This is a genomic window from Phreatobacter sp. (assembly GCF_051860605.1).
GTDB lineage: Bacteria > Pseudomonadota > Alphaproteobacteria > Rhizobiales > Phreatobacteraceae > Phreatobacter.
In genome coordinates this window covers 186,946-202,292 of record NZ_JBHYDR010000008.1, presented here as the reverse complement: position 1 = coordinate 202,292, position 15,347 = coordinate 186,946, and the positions used below count along the sequence as shown (strand labels likewise).

At 65.7% G+C, this 15,347-nt stretch carries 11 protein-coding genes; 9 read left to right on the top strand and 2 right to left on the bottom strand.

Annotated elements, in window-relative coordinates; all coding sequences use genetic code 11:
- Positions 1 to 17 precede the first annotated feature (17 nt).
- Positions 18 to 1,145: a glycosyltransferase gene (locus ACTIFS_RS15495; protein WP_439575019.1), complete on the bottom strand. Its 1,128-nt coding sequence runs from the start codon at positions 1,143 to 1,145 to the stop codon at positions 18 to 20.
- A 113-nt stretch (positions 1,146 to 1,258) separates the two neighbouring features.
- Positions 1,259 to 1,951, bottom strand: coding sequence for a sugar transferase (locus ACTIFS_RS15490; protein ID WP_439575018.1), 693 nt, complete (start codon positions 1,949 to 1,951; stop codon positions 1,259 to 1,261).
- Positions 1,952 to 2,442: 491 nt separating this feature from the next.
- Between ACTIFS_RS15490 and ACTIFS_RS15485 the strand changes: the two genes are divergently transcribed.
- The 9 genes from ACTIFS_RS15485 (at position 2,443) to ACTIFS_RS15445 (ending at position 15,321) form a co-directional block, all read left to right on the top strand.
- Complete coding sequence (locus ACTIFS_RS15485) at positions 2,443 to 3,546, top strand: glycosyltransferase (protein ID WP_439575017.1); 1,104 nt, start codon at positions 2,443 to 2,445, stop codon at positions 3,544 to 3,546.
- Positions 3,539 to 4,876: an NAD(P)-binding protein gene (locus ACTIFS_RS15480; RefSeq protein WP_439575016.1), complete on the top strand. Its 1,338-nt coding sequence runs from the start codon at positions 3,539 to 3,541 to the stop codon at positions 4,874 to 4,876. Before ACTIFS_RS15485 ends, ACTIFS_RS15480 begins: the two co-directional genes overlap by 8 nt.
- 522 nt (positions 4,877 to 5,398) lie before the next feature.
- Entirely contained in the window at positions 5,399 to 6,091 is a 693-nt protein-coding gene (locus ACTIFS_RS15475) for a class I SAM-dependent methyltransferase (RefSeq protein ID WP_439575015.1), read from the top strand.
- Positions 6,088 to 8,097, top strand: a complete 2,010-nt coding sequence (locus tag ACTIFS_RS15470; protein WP_439575014.1) for a glycosyltransferase — start codon at positions 6,088 to 6,090, stop codon at positions 8,095 to 8,097. The genes ACTIFS_RS15475 and ACTIFS_RS15470 overlap by 4 nt, the downstream gene beginning before the upstream one ends.
- Before the next feature lie 29 nt (positions 8,098 to 8,126).
- A complete protein-coding gene (locus ACTIFS_RS15465; RefSeq protein WP_439575013.1) occupies positions 8,127 to 9,791 on the top strand; it encodes a hypothetical protein in 1,665 nt (554 codons plus the stop codon).
- A gap of 126 nt (positions 9,792 to 9,917) precedes the next feature.
- On the top strand, positions 9,918 to 11,015 hold the full coding sequence (locus ACTIFS_RS15460; protein WP_439575012.1) for a glycosyltransferase family 4 protein: 1,098 nt from the start codon (positions 9,918 to 9,920) through the stop codon (positions 11,013 to 11,015).
- Between the two features lie 523 nt (positions 11,016 to 11,538).
- A complete protein-coding gene (locus ACTIFS_RS15455) occupies positions 11,539 to 12,606 on the top strand; it encodes a glycosyltransferase family 2 protein (protein WP_439575011.1) in 1,068 nt (355 codons plus the stop codon).
- A gap of 94 nt (positions 12,607 to 12,700) precedes the next feature.
- Positions 12,701 to 14,056 (top strand): UDP-glucose dehydrogenase family protein, encoded by a 1,356-nt coding sequence (locus tag ACTIFS_RS15450; protein WP_439575010.1) that lies wholly within the window; start codon positions 12,701 to 12,703, stop codon positions 14,054 to 14,056.
- A gap of 101 nt (positions 14,057 to 14,157) precedes the next feature.
- Positions 14,158 to 15,321 carry a glycosyltransferase gene (locus ACTIFS_RS15445; RefSeq protein WP_439575009.1) on the top strand — a complete coding sequence of 388 codons (1,164 nt, stop codon included), beginning with the start codon at positions 14,158 to 14,160 and terminating at the stop codon, positions 15,319 to 15,321.
- Positions 15,322 to 15,347: the final 26 nt, after the last annotated feature.

Sequence of the window (15,347 nt, the reverse complement as noted above, 5' to 3'; positions counted from 1 at the left end):
GCCGGCCTTCCGGCCCCTCAGCCGCCCGCGACAGCGAGGACGTTCGGCGGTGTCAGGCCGGTCCCCATGATGCGGTCGATGTAGGCCTTGAAGCGTTGCTCGAAGAGGTCGTCGGAGAAGCGCCGCGCGTGGGCCGCGATGGCTTTGGGTTCGAAGTCGATCGCGCTGCACCGCTGTTCGGCCTCGATGATGGCCGCAACCGTCTGCTCGTGGAAGAAGACGCCGGTCACGCCATCCACCACGGTTTCGGTTGCACCGCCGCGGCCGAAGGCGATCACGGGCCGGCCGGACGCCATGGCCTCCACCGGTACGATGCCGAAATCCTCTTCTCCGGGAAAGACCAGGGCCTTGCAGCGCGCGTAGTGATCCCGCAGCACCGCGAAGGGCTGGGGGCCGAGCACTTTGACATTGGGGCGGGCGATCCGCCGCAACTTGCCCAGCATTTCGCCACCGCCGATGACGACCAGGTTCCGACCGGTTTCGTTGAAGGCCTCGACGGCCAGGTCCGGCCGCTTGTAGCCGACCAGTTCGCCAGCCATGAGATGGAAGTCGCCGATGTCCACGTCAGGCAGCACGGTAAAATCGTCGACGCTGACGGGCGGATGAATCACATGCGCTTCGCGTCGGTAATAGCGCTGCACCCGCGCTGCCACCGTGCGGGAATTGGCGATGAAGTGATCGACACGGTTCGCCGAGATCGCGTCCCAGTTGCGGATATAGTGCGCGATCGGGGGCATCAGGGCCCGGGTGATGAAGCCCGAGCGGTTCCGGTAGTCATGGAACATGTTCCAGATGTAGCGCATGGGCGAATGGCAGTAGCAGACATGCGTGGAACCCGGTGGCGGGATGATCCCCTTGGCGGGTCCGGATTCGCTGCTGATGATGAGATCGTAGCCGCGCAGGTCGAGCTGCTCGAGCGCCAGCGGCATGAGCGGCAGGTATCGCTGGTAGTAGCGCTGCGCGCGGGGCAGGCGGCTGACGAAGGTCGTCTGGATCCGATGGCTGCCGATGGTCGCCGACACCGCCTCGGGCACGTAGACATGGGTGAAGATGTCCGCCTGCGGATAGATCCGGCACAGAGACTCGATAACCTTCTCGCCGCCCCGCATGCCGACGAACCAGTAGTGGATGATCGCGACCTTCATCGGTCCTGATGCTCCGATTGCCGGCTGTGCAGAGGTTCCGGCCGGTGGCGGCACGGACTGCCAGGCGGACTGGTGCCATCGATCCGCCCAGACTGCCGACCGATCGGCGCGGATCAACGGCTTCCGTGCTGCAGGAGAACCGCAGGCACGGTCTTCACGATGATTTCGGCATCCAGCCAGAAGCTCTGCGTGGCGGCGTAGCGGCTGTCGAGCGCGACCCGGGTCTGGTAGTTGCAATCGCTCCTTCCGGAGACCTGCCACAGTCCGGTCAGGCCGGGCCGGACCGAGAAGCAATGGGCGAAACTCTCGCCGTAACGATCGATTTCTGCCGGAACGATGGGGCGCGGCCCGACGATGCTCATCTGGCCCAACAGAATGTTGATGAGTTGGGGCAGTTCGTCGAGGCTCGACTTGCGCAGGAACCGGCCCAGGCCCGTGATGCGCGGGTCGTTCACCAGTTTCTGGTTGGCTTGCCATTCCCGCATGGACTGCGGATCGCGCGCAAGTTGATCTGCCAGAACCTTTTCCGCGTCGAGAACCATCGAACGGAACTTGAGACAGGTGAAGGGCCGGCCGTGCCGCCCGACACGGGTCTGAGCAAAGATGGCCGGACCGCCATCCGAGCTCCGGATCGCCAGGGCAATGGCGACCATCAGCGGCCAGAGAAAGGCCAGCGCAACGAGGGACAGCGTGACGTCGGCCACCCGCTTTGCTGCGCTGCCGACCATGCTGCGCTGCACCGGGAGCGCCGTCGGCGCGGCCTCGAACGCGAGAGCGAAAACTTGGGACGGTACAGCCTTGGACATGGAGGCACAGACCTCTTAACTTTGCGGCATCTGAGATTAACGATTCATTAGCAGGTGCGGCAAGCCCAAATTGTGCTCTGCACAATAGTTGTTCGCCAAGCATTCGGCATCCCGTCTCTTGGCCGAAAAAATGTTCAGATTATCGGGTCTTTGGCGAGAAAACAGTCAATCAATATCGGCCAGACCGCATCGAAGATCGCATGACAGCGGCGCTTCGTATTCGCTGTCGCGGCACGACCATGGAGGTGCGAAGAACTTGGGCAGTCACGTATCGCCGTCCGGATGAGCCCCATTGCGTGGCATATCCCTTGCTGGACAGACGTTCGAAGTCCTGCATCGCGTGGGACTGCCTTGTTGCTGTGCACATCGTCTGCCCGCGGGTTGTGCGGCAATCTAGGTAGAATTGATTATCTCAGTCGAAAGTCAGATCAACTGGCTATGAGGAGCGTCGGTGGCGGAAGGAACGTTTCGAGAGTGACTTGAGGACGGATATGCCGAAAGTCTCAGTTGTGATGGCCGCCTGCAACGGGGCTTCGCACATTGCGGGGCAGCTGGAGAGTATTCGACGGCAGACCTTGAAGCCGTATGATCTCTGGGTTTCTGATGACGGATCGTCGGATGAGACATTGAGGATCGTCTCGGCCTTTGCCGAAACAGCGCCTTTTCCGGTTCGCATCTGGGTCAATACCGAGAGCGGCGGATTGTGCGAGAGCATCCTCAGCCTCGCCTTGCTGTGCGAGGGGCAGTTCATCGCGCTGTGCAGCCAGGACGGAGAATGGCATCCGGAGAAGCTGGAACAGTGCGTGGCCATGTTGCAGGATCAGGATGCGCTGCTGTGCACGCACACGACGACACTGCTCGATTCCCGATCACGCTATGCCGGCTATCTGCCGCAGGGAATCGCAGCCCGTCAAAGCTTTGCGCCTCTTTCGCTTTCGCCATGGGGCGAGTTCGTCGGACCCAGTCTGGTCTTCCGTCGCGAAATGCTGAGCTGGCTCGATTTTCGTGACCGTGGTCCAGACCCCTTCGTAGCCGGAGCAAGACTGCGTCATGACCGGTGGATCTACTTCCTCGCCCACGGCCTCGGGCATGTGGTCACGCTGCCGCGGCCGCTGATGGGGCATCGTCAATCAATGGCGACGCCGCGTGGCCTGCTTGCCCGGATGACGATGGCGCGGTCCATCCCGACGCATTCGGGCGTCATTGCTGGGCTTGAGTTGCGGCAAGAGGCGGCCAAGCATCGTGCGGATCTGATGGCCTCTCTCGGACGGCAGGGGCGTCGTGGTCCTCTCGCGCACCGGGCCCGCGCGGCGGCGGATTACTGGCAGCGGCTCCAGGATGTCTGCGCCTTGAGGATGTCGCTGTACCTGGCCCCCAGCTTTGCCGAGCGGCGGGCAGCCTTCAACCGGCTGCTGGCGCTCGGCGTCTATACCAAAGCCACGGGACAGGGACTTCGTGGCGGCACGCTCGCGCTGGATGCGCTGCTTGGCCTGATGAAAGTCTCCGACGCGGCAGCGGCAGGAACGCCGAAGCCTGGCTCCACCATCGCCATGCATCGCGATCGGGCAGGACGCAGGCTGCGCGATCATGCATGAGCCCTTGAGCCGTTCCGGCGCCGTCAGCGTCGCCGCAGCACATTACGATGCCGTCGTGCTGGGTGCGGGGATTACCGGCCTGGTTGCCACGTCGGTGCTGGCCGCCCAGGGGCTCGGCAGGGTGCTGGTGGTCGACAGCTACGACCATATCGGTGGAAATCACATCGATCGGCAGCTGCCGCCCTACACGTTCGATGTCGGCAGCTTCATTTTCCAGGATGATTCGCCGCTTCTTGCCCATTTCCCGGAGATTCTCGACCGCTATGAGCCGATCCTGCCGCGGTGGGGACGGCTCAACCCTCAGGGCAAGGTGACGATCTATCCCATCTCGATCCGCGACGACGTTCTGGCCGCCGGCCCGCTGGGGCTCGCCCGCATGGCGATGTCGGTTGCCCATGCGCGGCTGATCGCCGGAAGGCCGCGCAATGCCAGGGATTTTGCCAGGTTCTGGATCGGTGACGCGCTGCTGCGGCGGTCGGGCCTCGATACCTACATGCGGCGGTTCTACGGCCTTGAACCGGAGCAGATCGACCTCAAGCTTGCCGAGAAGCGCATGCTCTGGATCAGCGAACAGGCATCGCTCACCAGCCTTCTTCGTCGGCTCCTGCCCCGCCGGGCGACCGCCCCGACAAACCGGCAGCTCGCGCGCCCGCGCGAGGGGTTTGCCTACCTTTACGCGCCGATCCGCGAAAAGCTGGAGAAGGGCGGCGCGACGTTCCGCCTCGGCTCCGCGGCCGAGCGGGTGGAACGCAGCGGCGACACGTTCTTCCTGACGGTCAACGGGAAGGTGATGAGCGCGGACCGCGTGATCTCGACGATCCCGGTCGACATGACGAGCCGTCTCTGCGGACTGCCGGAGACGGGCGGTCTGGCAGCCAGCAAGCTGCTCAGCCTGTTCTTCAGTTTCGACGGAAAACGCGGCTTCGATCAGTCCATTCTCTACAATTTCTCGGATTTCGGCGCCTGGAAGCGCCTGACCATGTATTCCGACTTTTATGGTCAGGCCGCGGGCCGTGACTATTTCACCGTCGAGGTCATCGGCGAGGACCTGGCGCACGACCCCCATCGCGCCGAACGGGATTTTGCGGACCACGCCAGGGCGAATGGCCTGTTCCATGGCGACCTGAAGCTGGAAGGCAGTCACCTGCTCGACGAGGCCTACCCCCTCTACCGCATCGGATCATGGGAGAGGGCCGAGGCGGCAATCCGGGCGCTGCGGACATTCGGGGTCGAGTCCTTCGGTCGTCAGGGTGGGTTCGACTATCAGCCGACCGCGCGGGTCTCGACACAGGTGGCGGAAGCGGCCCTGCGCCCGGCCGCGGGCCGGTAGCACCCTTTCGACGGTGCCGGTCGGGAAACGGCGGCCCGGCCGAGCGATGAAAACCGAATGGCATGCCGTCCGACCCGGCCATAGGCTTGTCTATTGGAGAGGCGATATCGCTGCTGACGTCCGCAACTGGATCACGTCATGCGCACCGTGAACAAATATCGGGCAATTGAAATTTGGGCAGGTTGAGAAATGAGCAAGAAGCGGCAGGGACGATGCCGAGATTTCGCGGTCAGCTTGTTTGACCAGGTCAATTGCCGGTGAAACAAAAGGCCATGGGTGGACCCGGGCAGATATTGTCGGTGTTTCGTGCCGCGCTGCGATGGTCCCGGACGATCCGGGCTCGCGACGATGGCGGATCGTCGGGCTTGGCATGGTCGTTGCTGGACGTTGGAGGGACCAGCAGGCGATGGGAGGGAGACCCCTGATCGCGCCCGGCTGGTTGCCAGCGCCTTCCTCCCGGCGTTTCAGGATGGCCTTGCCCGTCCTGGACCTGTTGACGCGTATCGGATCGGTTGTTCGACCATGCAGGAGATGTATCAGACCTCGGACTATGCGGAACGCAATCCCACCTGGCATGAGGAGGACTCACCCTGGAAATCCAGACAGATCGAGGAGATCATCCGAGGGAACCGCATTGGTTTCGACACGCTCTGCGAGGTCGGCTGCGGGACCGGCGAGATTCTGCTCAATCTGTCCAGGGCATTTCCGGGCAAGCATCTGACAGGCTACGAGATTTCATCGCATGCCTATGAGCGGGCGAAGGCCAAGGAGACGGACAGCGTCCGCTTCTTCTTCGGAGACCTGCTCGAACAGGCTGATGCGCGGTTCGACGTCGTGGTGGTCGCCGATGTCATCGAGCATGTGGAGGACTACATTGCCTTCACAAAGAAGCTGAAGCGGTTCGGGCGCTACACGATCTTTCACATTCCGCTCGACCTCTCGGTGCAGTCGATCCTCCGGTCCTGGCCGATACTCGGTCTGCGAAGCAATGTCGGACACCTCCATTATTTCTACAAGGAAACCGCGCTCGCGACCCTCAGGGACTGCGGCTACACGATCATCGACCACCGCTACACGGCCAGCCGGCTGGAGCTGCCAAACCAGGCCCTGTCGAGCCGCATCATGCGGCTGCCCCGCCGGGCCCTGCACGCCGTGAATGCCGATTTCGCCGTCCGGCTGCTCGGCGGCTATTCGCTTCTGGTCCTGTGCGAATGACGCGGGCCGAAACCTTCGCGGTCAACGGCCGCTTCCTGACCCAGTCGGTGACCGGCGTCCAGCGCTATGCGCGCAACGTGGTTGCCGCGCTGGATGTCCGGCTCGGCGCAGCGGGACAGACGGCACCGTTGATCGCGCCGCCAGGGGCCGCCGATCCGCGACTGACGTCGATGCCGCTCGTCGAGGCCGGCCCGCTCTCCGGCCATGCCTGGGAGCAGACCGTCCTGCCGCTCCGCTGGCCGGGGCGCCTGGTGAACCTGTGCAACACCGCTCCGGCCGCCCACCGGGACCAGATCGTCTGCATCCACGATGGCAATGTCTTCGCCGCGCCTGGCAGCTACAGCAAGGCCTTCCGCCTCCTCTACAGCCGGTTGCAGCGGCTCCTGGTGCGGCGCGCGGCGCGGATCTCCACGGTGTCGAACACCTCCGCGCGCCAACTCGCCCGCTACCTGTCCCTGCGCGTGGAGGACATTGCGGTTCTGCCGAACGGTCACGAGCATGCCCTGGACTGGAATCCGGCAGCGGCCACGCATGCGCCGCAGATCGTCGCCCCGCTTGGCGAGCGGCCTTTCGTCCTGGCACTCGGATCGCGGGCGCGGCACAAGAATCTCCAACTGCTCGCCGATATCGCTCCGGCCCTGGATGAAATCGGCCTGGGCATCGTCATCGCCGGAGGCGAGGCCGGCATCTTCGCCCCGGAGGCGCTGACCCGCGCCCCCAACATGATCCTGGCCGGCAGGGTCTCGGATGATGACCTGGCCTGGCTGATGGACCGCGCCCTGTGTCTGGCCTTCCCCTCATGGACGGAGGGCTTTGGCCTGCCGCTGGTCGAGGCCATGGCGAGGGGCTGTCCGGTTGTGTCGTCGGACCGGTCGAGCATGCCGGAAGTTTGCGGAACCGCCGGCCTGATGGCCGGGCCCGACGATCCGGCCGCGTGGGTGCGGCAGATCCGCCTTCTGGCGGAAGCGCCGGCCCTTCGACAGGAGATGGCGGGCAGGGGCCTGGAACGCGTGCGGCGGTATTCCTGGTCAGACACTGCAGCCGGCTATCTTGATCTTGTTCACGAGCCCGTGGTCCTGCCGACCCGGCGCCTGGAGCCTCTGCCGCAGCAGACCCGCGTGGCCGTGATTGTCGCTTCGCTCGGGCGCCCCGAAGTGGTGACGGCCATGGTCCGCCACCTCCTCGCAACGCAGACGCTGACCCCTGAAACCGTCATCGTGTCGACGCCGACCGTCGCGGATGCGGGCGAACTCGTCGATGAGGCGCGTGTTCAGGTGGTTACGGGCCCTGCCGGCCTGCCGCGGCAGCGCAATGCCGCGCTTGCCGCCCTGGGAGCCGATATCGACGTCGTGGCCTTCTTCGATGACGACTTCGTGCCCGACAGGAACTGGCTCGCCGTGGCGGCGCGCACGTTCCGTGACGAAGCGGAGATCGTGGGGTTCACGGGCCGGGTGCTGGCTGACGGAATCAAGGGACCCGGCATTCCGTTCGACGAGGCCGTTCGCATCGTGGCGGATGAGCCCGACCGGGCCGACTGGACCTGTGTCGAGCCCTACAGCCCCTATGGCTGCAACATGGCCTTCCGCGCATCCAGCATACGGGGCCTGAAGTTCGACGAACGCCTGGTTCTCTACGGCTGGCTCGAGGACCGGGACTTCGGCGCGAGCCTGGCCCGGCGCGGCGGCCGGCTGGTCAAATGCGAGGGGGCCCGCGGCGTACACATGGGCGTGAAGGGGGGGCGGGTCATGGGTGACCGCCTCGGCTACTCCCAGGTCGTCAATCCGATCTACATGCTGCGCAAGGGAACCATGACTTTGTCCCAGGTCGCCGATCACGTTCTCCGCAATGTCGGCAGCAATGTCGCCCGGTCAGCCCGCCCGGAACCCTTCGTGGACCGGCGGGGGCGCCTGCGGGGCAATGCGCTTGCATTCAGGGATCTCGTCCGGGGCCGGATCGAGCCGGAGCGGGCGGCAGAGATCACGATCGGACCGAGGGTCAACCGATGACCGGAAGCTGGCAGCCTGACGGTCGATCCATGCGCGTGTGGCCGGTTATCGACAATGCGCCCTCGGCGACCGAGGACGGCCCCTTCACCATGCTGCGATCCGGCGCCGCAATGGCCAATCGCTACCGGCTGGTGCTGGCACTCTGGGTGGCACTCTGCGTGGTCGCCGCCGTCGCGATCGCCTGGTCGATCCCGCCGACCTACTCGGCCGCATCGGCGATCCTGCTCGAACCGCGCCGGCCCGCCGCCATGATCGGCCGCGAGGTTGCGCCGCCGCCAGTCCTCGACCTCAACCGTGCCGATACCGAACTGCAGGTGATCCGGTCGGAGCGTCTGCTGCGTCATGTGTTCGACAACCTGCGGCTTGCCGACAGCGCCGATCTGGCGCCGCGGCCGGCAGGCCTTGTCCGCAGAGCCGTGGATGGCGGGGTGTCGATGGCCCGTCGTCTGATCGGCCTTGGCGGCGCAAGCGCGCCATCCGCGGACGCCGCGCCCGTTGCAGACGATCCGGCTCATCGCGCTGCCTTCGCGGAGTTCACGCGCCGCGTCGGTGCCCGCCGGATCGGCCAGTCCTTCGTCGTCGAGGTCTCCTATCTCTCGGGCGATCCACTGCTCGTCGCCAAGGTCGCCAATGCGACGGCGGCGGCCTATCTGATGCAGTCGGTCACCACCAAGATCGACGGGGCGCGCGGAACGGCCGAATGGGTCCAGGGGCGCATCGACGCCCTCAATGCCCAGTCGAATGCCGCCGCCCTGGCTGTGCGGGAAGGGGCCCTGCCGGCAGGCTCCATGCCTGATGCCGATGCACGGGTGATCGGTGCGGCCCTCGTTCCTCTGGCCCCGGTCGCCCCGCGCTCGGGACTGATCGTCGCCCTTGGCGGGGTCGTCGGGCTGACCACCGGACTGTGCCTGCTGATCTTCGCAGGCGCGCTCGACCGACGGATAAGGACCGCCGGCGATCTTGCCAACCGCACGGGCCTTCCGTGCCTTGGGACCGTTCCCGTTGCCAGGACGCGCAGCTGGTTCACCCGCATGATCAAGGCGCAGACAGACAATCTCGTGGTCCTTCGACCCGATGACGGGTTCGCGCTGGCGGTCACAAACCTTCGCTCCGCGATCAGGCTCGCCATGCCCGCAAGCCAGGGATCGGGCCATGCGGTGGTGGCGCTGGTCGGATGGTCGAGGGAGGTCGGCTGCAGCCTGCTGTCGATGAACCTGGCGCGACTGTCCCAAAGGATGGGCCGCGATGTCATGGTGATCGACGCTGATGTTCGCGGGGCCAAAACGACCGTGATGGAGGCTGATTCGCTCGGCTTCAGTTCCCTCGTCGGCGTCCTGTCGCTTCGGACCCCCGAAAGCCAGATCGTGTTCCATGACCTTGACGGCGTGGTTCACCTGCCAGCCTGGAATCCGGTGGATGGCCCCGCGCTGGTCGATTTCGACAGCGAGGCGGTGATGCGTCTCATCCGGCATGGCCGGGCGCGGGGGGATGTGCTGCTGGACCTGCCGCCACTCGGGGAGTCGACCGACGCGGCAGTTCTGGCCCGGCGGGCCGATGCGGTGTTGCTCGTGATCGCGGTCGGCCAGACCACGGTCGACGATGTCGAGGCTGCCTTGCGCGTGCTGCGGGCGGCGGGCGCCAATGTCATCGGCGCCGTGCTCAACAAGGCCAGACCGGAAGACCAGTCGATGTGATGGCTGCGGCGGCGCGGAGCACGGTGAACATGCCGCGGTTCGAGGCCGGCCGTCGGAGAGGCAGGGGGCGCCTGGCGACCGGTTCGGTGACCGTGACGCGGCACCAGAAGAGGATGTGAACACGTCGTGCGTATCCTTCACCTTCTCAATCACACGCTCAGGCTCAACGGGCATGTCCACGCGGCGGTGGATCTCGCATGCGCGCAGACTGCGATGGGCCATACGGTGTGCGTCGGCAGCGGGCATGGCGAATTCGACGAGCTGCTGGCGCGCAGGCAGGTGACGTCGGTCCGGATCGACCATCGTCGCCGGCCGCTGGACCTGGTGAAGTCCCTGCTCGCCCTCCGCCGCCATGTCAGGACCTGGCAGCCGGATGTCATCCACGCGCATATGGTCACCAGCGCCGTCCTGGCCTGGCCGGTCTGCAAGCTGGCCGGCATTCCCCTGGTCACCACCGTTCACAACGAGTTCGAGCGCAGCGCGACGCTGATGGGGCTTGGCAGCCGGGTCATCGGCGTCAGCGCGGCCGTCGCCCGTTCGATGCAAAGGCGCGGCGTGCCGGCGAGAAAGCTCTCGGTCGTCCTGAACGGCACGATCGGGTCCGCCCGTTTCGAGGGCCGTGGCACCGTGCCGATGACGTTGCCCTCGCCGTCGGTCCTGTTCGTCGGAGGCCAGCATCCGCGCAAGGGCCTGCCCACCCTGATCGAGGCCTTCGACCGGGTTCATGCCCGCTGCCCGCAGGCAAGGCTTTACGTTGTCGGCGATGGCCCGCTCCTTGGCACCTACAAGGAAATGGCCATGGCCGCCGCCTGTGCGGATGCCGTGACCTTTGCCGGGCCGGTGCGCGACCCCTATCCGTGGATGCTGGGTGCGGACATCTTCGTCCTGCCCTCCCATGCCGATCCGGCGCCGCTTGTTCTCTCCGAGGCGCGGGAGGCGGGATGTGCGATCGTGGCGTCGGCCGTCGATGGCATTCCCGAACTCCTCGAAGGTGGGTCGGCGGGCATCCTGGTTCCGCCGGGCGACCCCGACAACCTTGCCGCGGCCCTCTGCAGCCTGATCGAAAGTCCCTCGCGCCTGAAGGACTGGCGGGCCAACAGCCAGCTGAACATCGCCCATCTGGCGATCGACCGCGTCGCCAAGGAGACCCTCAAAGTCTATGAGGCTGCCCGCGCGCCGGCCAGGCTGCACGGCGCGTCGGCACGTGCCGAACGCCTGGGCTAGAGGATCATGTCCAGCCCCGGGTCTGCTGCGCATCAGGCCCGCCCATGGGGACCGGCGACGCGCCTTGCGGTGATGTTGCCGTGTGCCGTCCGAAGGCCAATTGGCCGCAATCCTGGAGATCTGCTTGCCGGAAGGATCGCCCTGCGAGCGCTGTGCCGTCGCATGGTACCGGCAACGAACAAGGTCATCGGCGCACTGCCAACACTGGCACGATGATTGCTGAACTGGAGACCAGGCCTGCCTTCCGGCACCCAGCATGGTCGAATGCTCAGGCAACGCTCACTGCGCGCTTGCATCCGCTTTTCGCCATCCGCCGCGGCGGCCTCGACCAGTTCCGAGTTTCCGGGTTCCGGGACGATGGAGGGGCAGACGCCGTGGCGCCGCGATCCGTGACTTGCAACGACTGGTGTCGTCCAGGGCAACCCGGAGCGGGCTCCGTCAGGCGCCGGAACGGCCCGGACTGCAGGTCAGGAGGGCGCCGTCGGTCAACGAGGGCGGCTTCCCTCGAAGGGGGGCGCCGGGAATGACTGCACAGGCGCCGACGCTCAGCGTTGTCATCACCTGCTTCAATTATGAAGCGTTCATCTGCGAGGCCATCGACAGCGTGCTGGAACAGGAGGGCGTGACCTTCGAGATCATCGTGGTCGATGACGGGTCCACCGACGGTTCCTGGGCGAAAGTGCAGACCTACGGCGACCGGGTCACGGCGATCCGGATTGCCAATGGCGGCCCCCTGAAGGCGTCGATGACCGGCTTTCGGCAGGCCAGGGGCCGGTTCATCTATTTTCTGGATGCGGACGACCGGCTGGTGCCGGGTGCCTTCAGGGCGATCGCGCCGCACCTGGTGGACAAGGTCTCGAAGATCCAGTTCATGATGATCCCCATCGACCGGGACGGTCATGATATCGGCATGCCGTTTCCGAAGCTCAGCAGGTCCTCCACCTCCGAGAACCTGATCGATTCCATCAACCGCACCGGCGCCTACGAGACACCGCCGACATCGGGCAACATCTACCGCCGCGACATCTACGAGAACCTCGGTGACCTGAGCTACGAACGGGCGATCGACGGCGTGCCCTATCTCCTGTCGCCCTTCGTCGGCGAGGTCGTGTCCATCGACAGGCCGCTCGCGAAATACCGCGTTCACGGCAGCAGCGTATCCGCTTTCGCCAATCTGACGCCCGAGCGGATGGACGGCTACATCAACCGGTTCAACGCCCGGCTCAAGCACCTTCAGGTGCTGCTGCGCGACCGGGGCATCGAGGGCGACATGGCGCTCTCGGGCGATGCGAGCCCATACGTGCTCGAGATGAGGATGATGCGGGCGGTCACCGGCGGGACCCGGCCCGGTCTGGACCTGTCGCGAGCCTATCTGAAGGCTGTCGCGCGCGAGCGGTCGGGCGCCGCCCGGCTCTTCTTCCTCGGCTTCGGAGCCCTGCTGGCCGCCTTGCCGCCATCGTGGGCGATCGGCCTCGTTCGCATGCGGATCAATCAGTCGCGAGGCATCTGGCTGAGGACGCGGATCAAGAGGCTGGCCGGCTTCTGGCCGTCACGAAACCATCGGATCGACTCTGCCAAGCTGCTGCATTGATTGCGACGGGAGCGGATCAGGATCATGCCCGTCGCCGGCCGGAAGGGACAGGACCAATGAACGGCGGCTCCACGCAGCGCAGGAGGGCAGGGTCATGAAGGTCGTCATCATCGGGACCGGTTATGTCGGGCTGACGACCGGCGCATGCCTTGCCGAGATCGGGCATGACGTGGCGTGCATCGACACCGACCGTCGCAAGGTCGGCGCGTTGTGCCGAGGCGTCATCCCGATCTACGAGCCCGGCCTCGACGCCATGGTGGAGCGGAACGTGGCCGCGGGGCGGCTGGTTTTCGACACGGATCTGCGCGCCCATATCGGTCAGGCCGAGGTCGTCATGATCGCTGTCGGGACGCCGCCGCGCGAGATCGATGGTCAGGCCGACCTGCAATATGTGCTGGCGGCGGCCAGCGAGATTGCCCGGACCCTGGATCATCCGGCGGTCATCGTCACCAAATCGACGGTGCCGGCGGGGACGGGAGACGAACTGGCCCGCCTCATCGCGGAGCTCAATCCGGCGCTGGACTTCGACATCGCGTCCAACCCCGAATTCCTTCGGGAAGGCAATGCGATGGCTGACTTCATGAAGCCGGATCGCATCGTGATCGGAACCCGCAGCCGGAATGCGCTGGAGGTGCTGCTGCGGCTCTACGAGCCGCTGGTCTCCACCGGCGTCGACGTCATCGAGACCGACATCGTCTCGTCCGAACTGATCAAATATGCCTCGAACACGTTCCTGGCCGCGAAGGTCAGTTTCATCAACGAGATGGCCGATCTCTGCGAGACCTTGGGCGGTGATGTCGAAGCCGTCGCCCGGGGCATGGGCAGCGACCGCCGCATCGGTCATGCCTTCCTGCGGCCGGGTCCGGGCTATGGCGGCTCGTGCTTTCCCAAGGACACGCGGGCCATGCAGCATTTCGGCGAGCAGAATCTCTCGCCGGTCAACATCGTGGAAGCGGTGATCACGGTGAACCGGGCCCGCGTCGCGCGGATGATGGCCAAGATCATGGCGGCCGCGGGCGGCGCGATCCGCGGTCAGTTCGTTGCGCTGCTCGGCCTGACCTTCAAGCCCAATACCGACGATGTCCGCGACAGCGTTGCCATCCTGATCGCTGACAAGCTGGCGCAGTCGGGCGCCACGGTTGTCGCCTACGATCCGCAGGGCATCGACAATGCGCGGGGCGTCCTCGGGCAACGGATCGACTATGCCGAGGACGCGCTGTCCGCCATGGCCGGCGCCCGCATCTGCGTGATTGCAACCGACTGGGACGACTTCCGCAGCCTGACGCCGGCCGACTTCGAGCGGGCTGGCTGCACAACCCTGGTCGATCTCCGCAATCTGTACACGGTTGGCGCCTTCGATGGCTCTCCCGTGAGCTACCACTCCGTCGGGCGCCGCACCTCGCTGCCAGCCGCAGCGCGAGCCACTGTCGAGGCGGCCGAGTGGGCGTGACGTGCGGCGATCCGGGCCATGTCCTCGCGCCGTGCGGCGCGCTGCGCGTTCCGGGTCCGGCAATGGGTCAGATTCCAACAGGCGAAGAAAGTCCGGCGCGCATGTCGCTCAAACTCCTTTATGTCGTGCCAAACACGGGGAAATATGCCGGCATCGAGAGGGTGGTCGACGAGGTGGCGTCCGGTATCGCACGCACCTACCCCGGCACGATCGATGTCGATGTGGTCCACCTGTCGAGATATCCGAATGTCGAGATCGTCGATCGCCCCTACCGGGCCTATCAGGAGGATGTGAAGGGCCGCATCGACCTGCTGGCCACGCTGCGACGTGCCATGACCAGGCAGGATTACGATCTGATCGTCATTCCGCAGGTGGAGGGGTCGGTGATCGGCTGGATGGCCTCACTCGGCGTCAGACGCAGGATCGTGCTGCACCTGCATGGCAATCCGGATCGGGAGAAGAGCCATCTTCGGGCGCGCATCCTGTTCTTCATGATGAAGGCGGTCGTGCTTCGCTCGCTCGCCGGCATATTGGGCACGAGCCCGCGCCAGTTGACCGCCTTCCAGGCGATGATGCCGAGCGATGCTCCCCGCTACTGGGCGCCCAATCCGGTGCGGCAGCTCGATGCCCGCCAGCGGGACAGAGCGCCCGGCGACCCGATCGTCTTCGTCAATGTCGGCCGGTTCGCCTACCAGAAGGGGCAGGACATCCTGATCGCGGCTTTCGCGCGGCTTTGGGCCATCCGTCAGGATGTCCGGCTCAAGATCGTCGGCTACGGCACGATGGAGGCGGAGCTGAGGTCGCAGGTCGCGCGGCTGGGCCTCGAGGCCTGCGTCAGCTTCGAACACCATCCGGAAAACCCGCAGGTCCCGCTGGTCGCCAGCGACGTCTACGTCTCGACTTCGCGCTGGGAAGGCTGGAGCCTTGCGATCTGCGAGGCCCTGCGGGTGGGTCTGCCGGTGCTGGCGACGGACTGCGATTTCGGCCCGAGCGACATTCTGGTCGATGCCAGGCTCGGCCGGCTGGTTCCGAAGGATGACGAGGTCCGGCTTGCCGAGGGCATGCTCCATTTTTGCGAGCATATCGACGCGGAGGCCCGACATGCCGGGTTCCGCCGCGATTTCATCCAGCGCTACGATCTGGACAAGGTCGTCGGCGTCCATGCCAGCGCGCTGATGGAGATCGCGGCGGCCAGTCAGTCCGGCCCTCGGGCGGCCCGGCAGGAGGCGGTCGGGGACGCGCGCGTGTCGCCTGGCCCGTCCTAGCGTGGCCCATCCACGCCGCCCCTCGA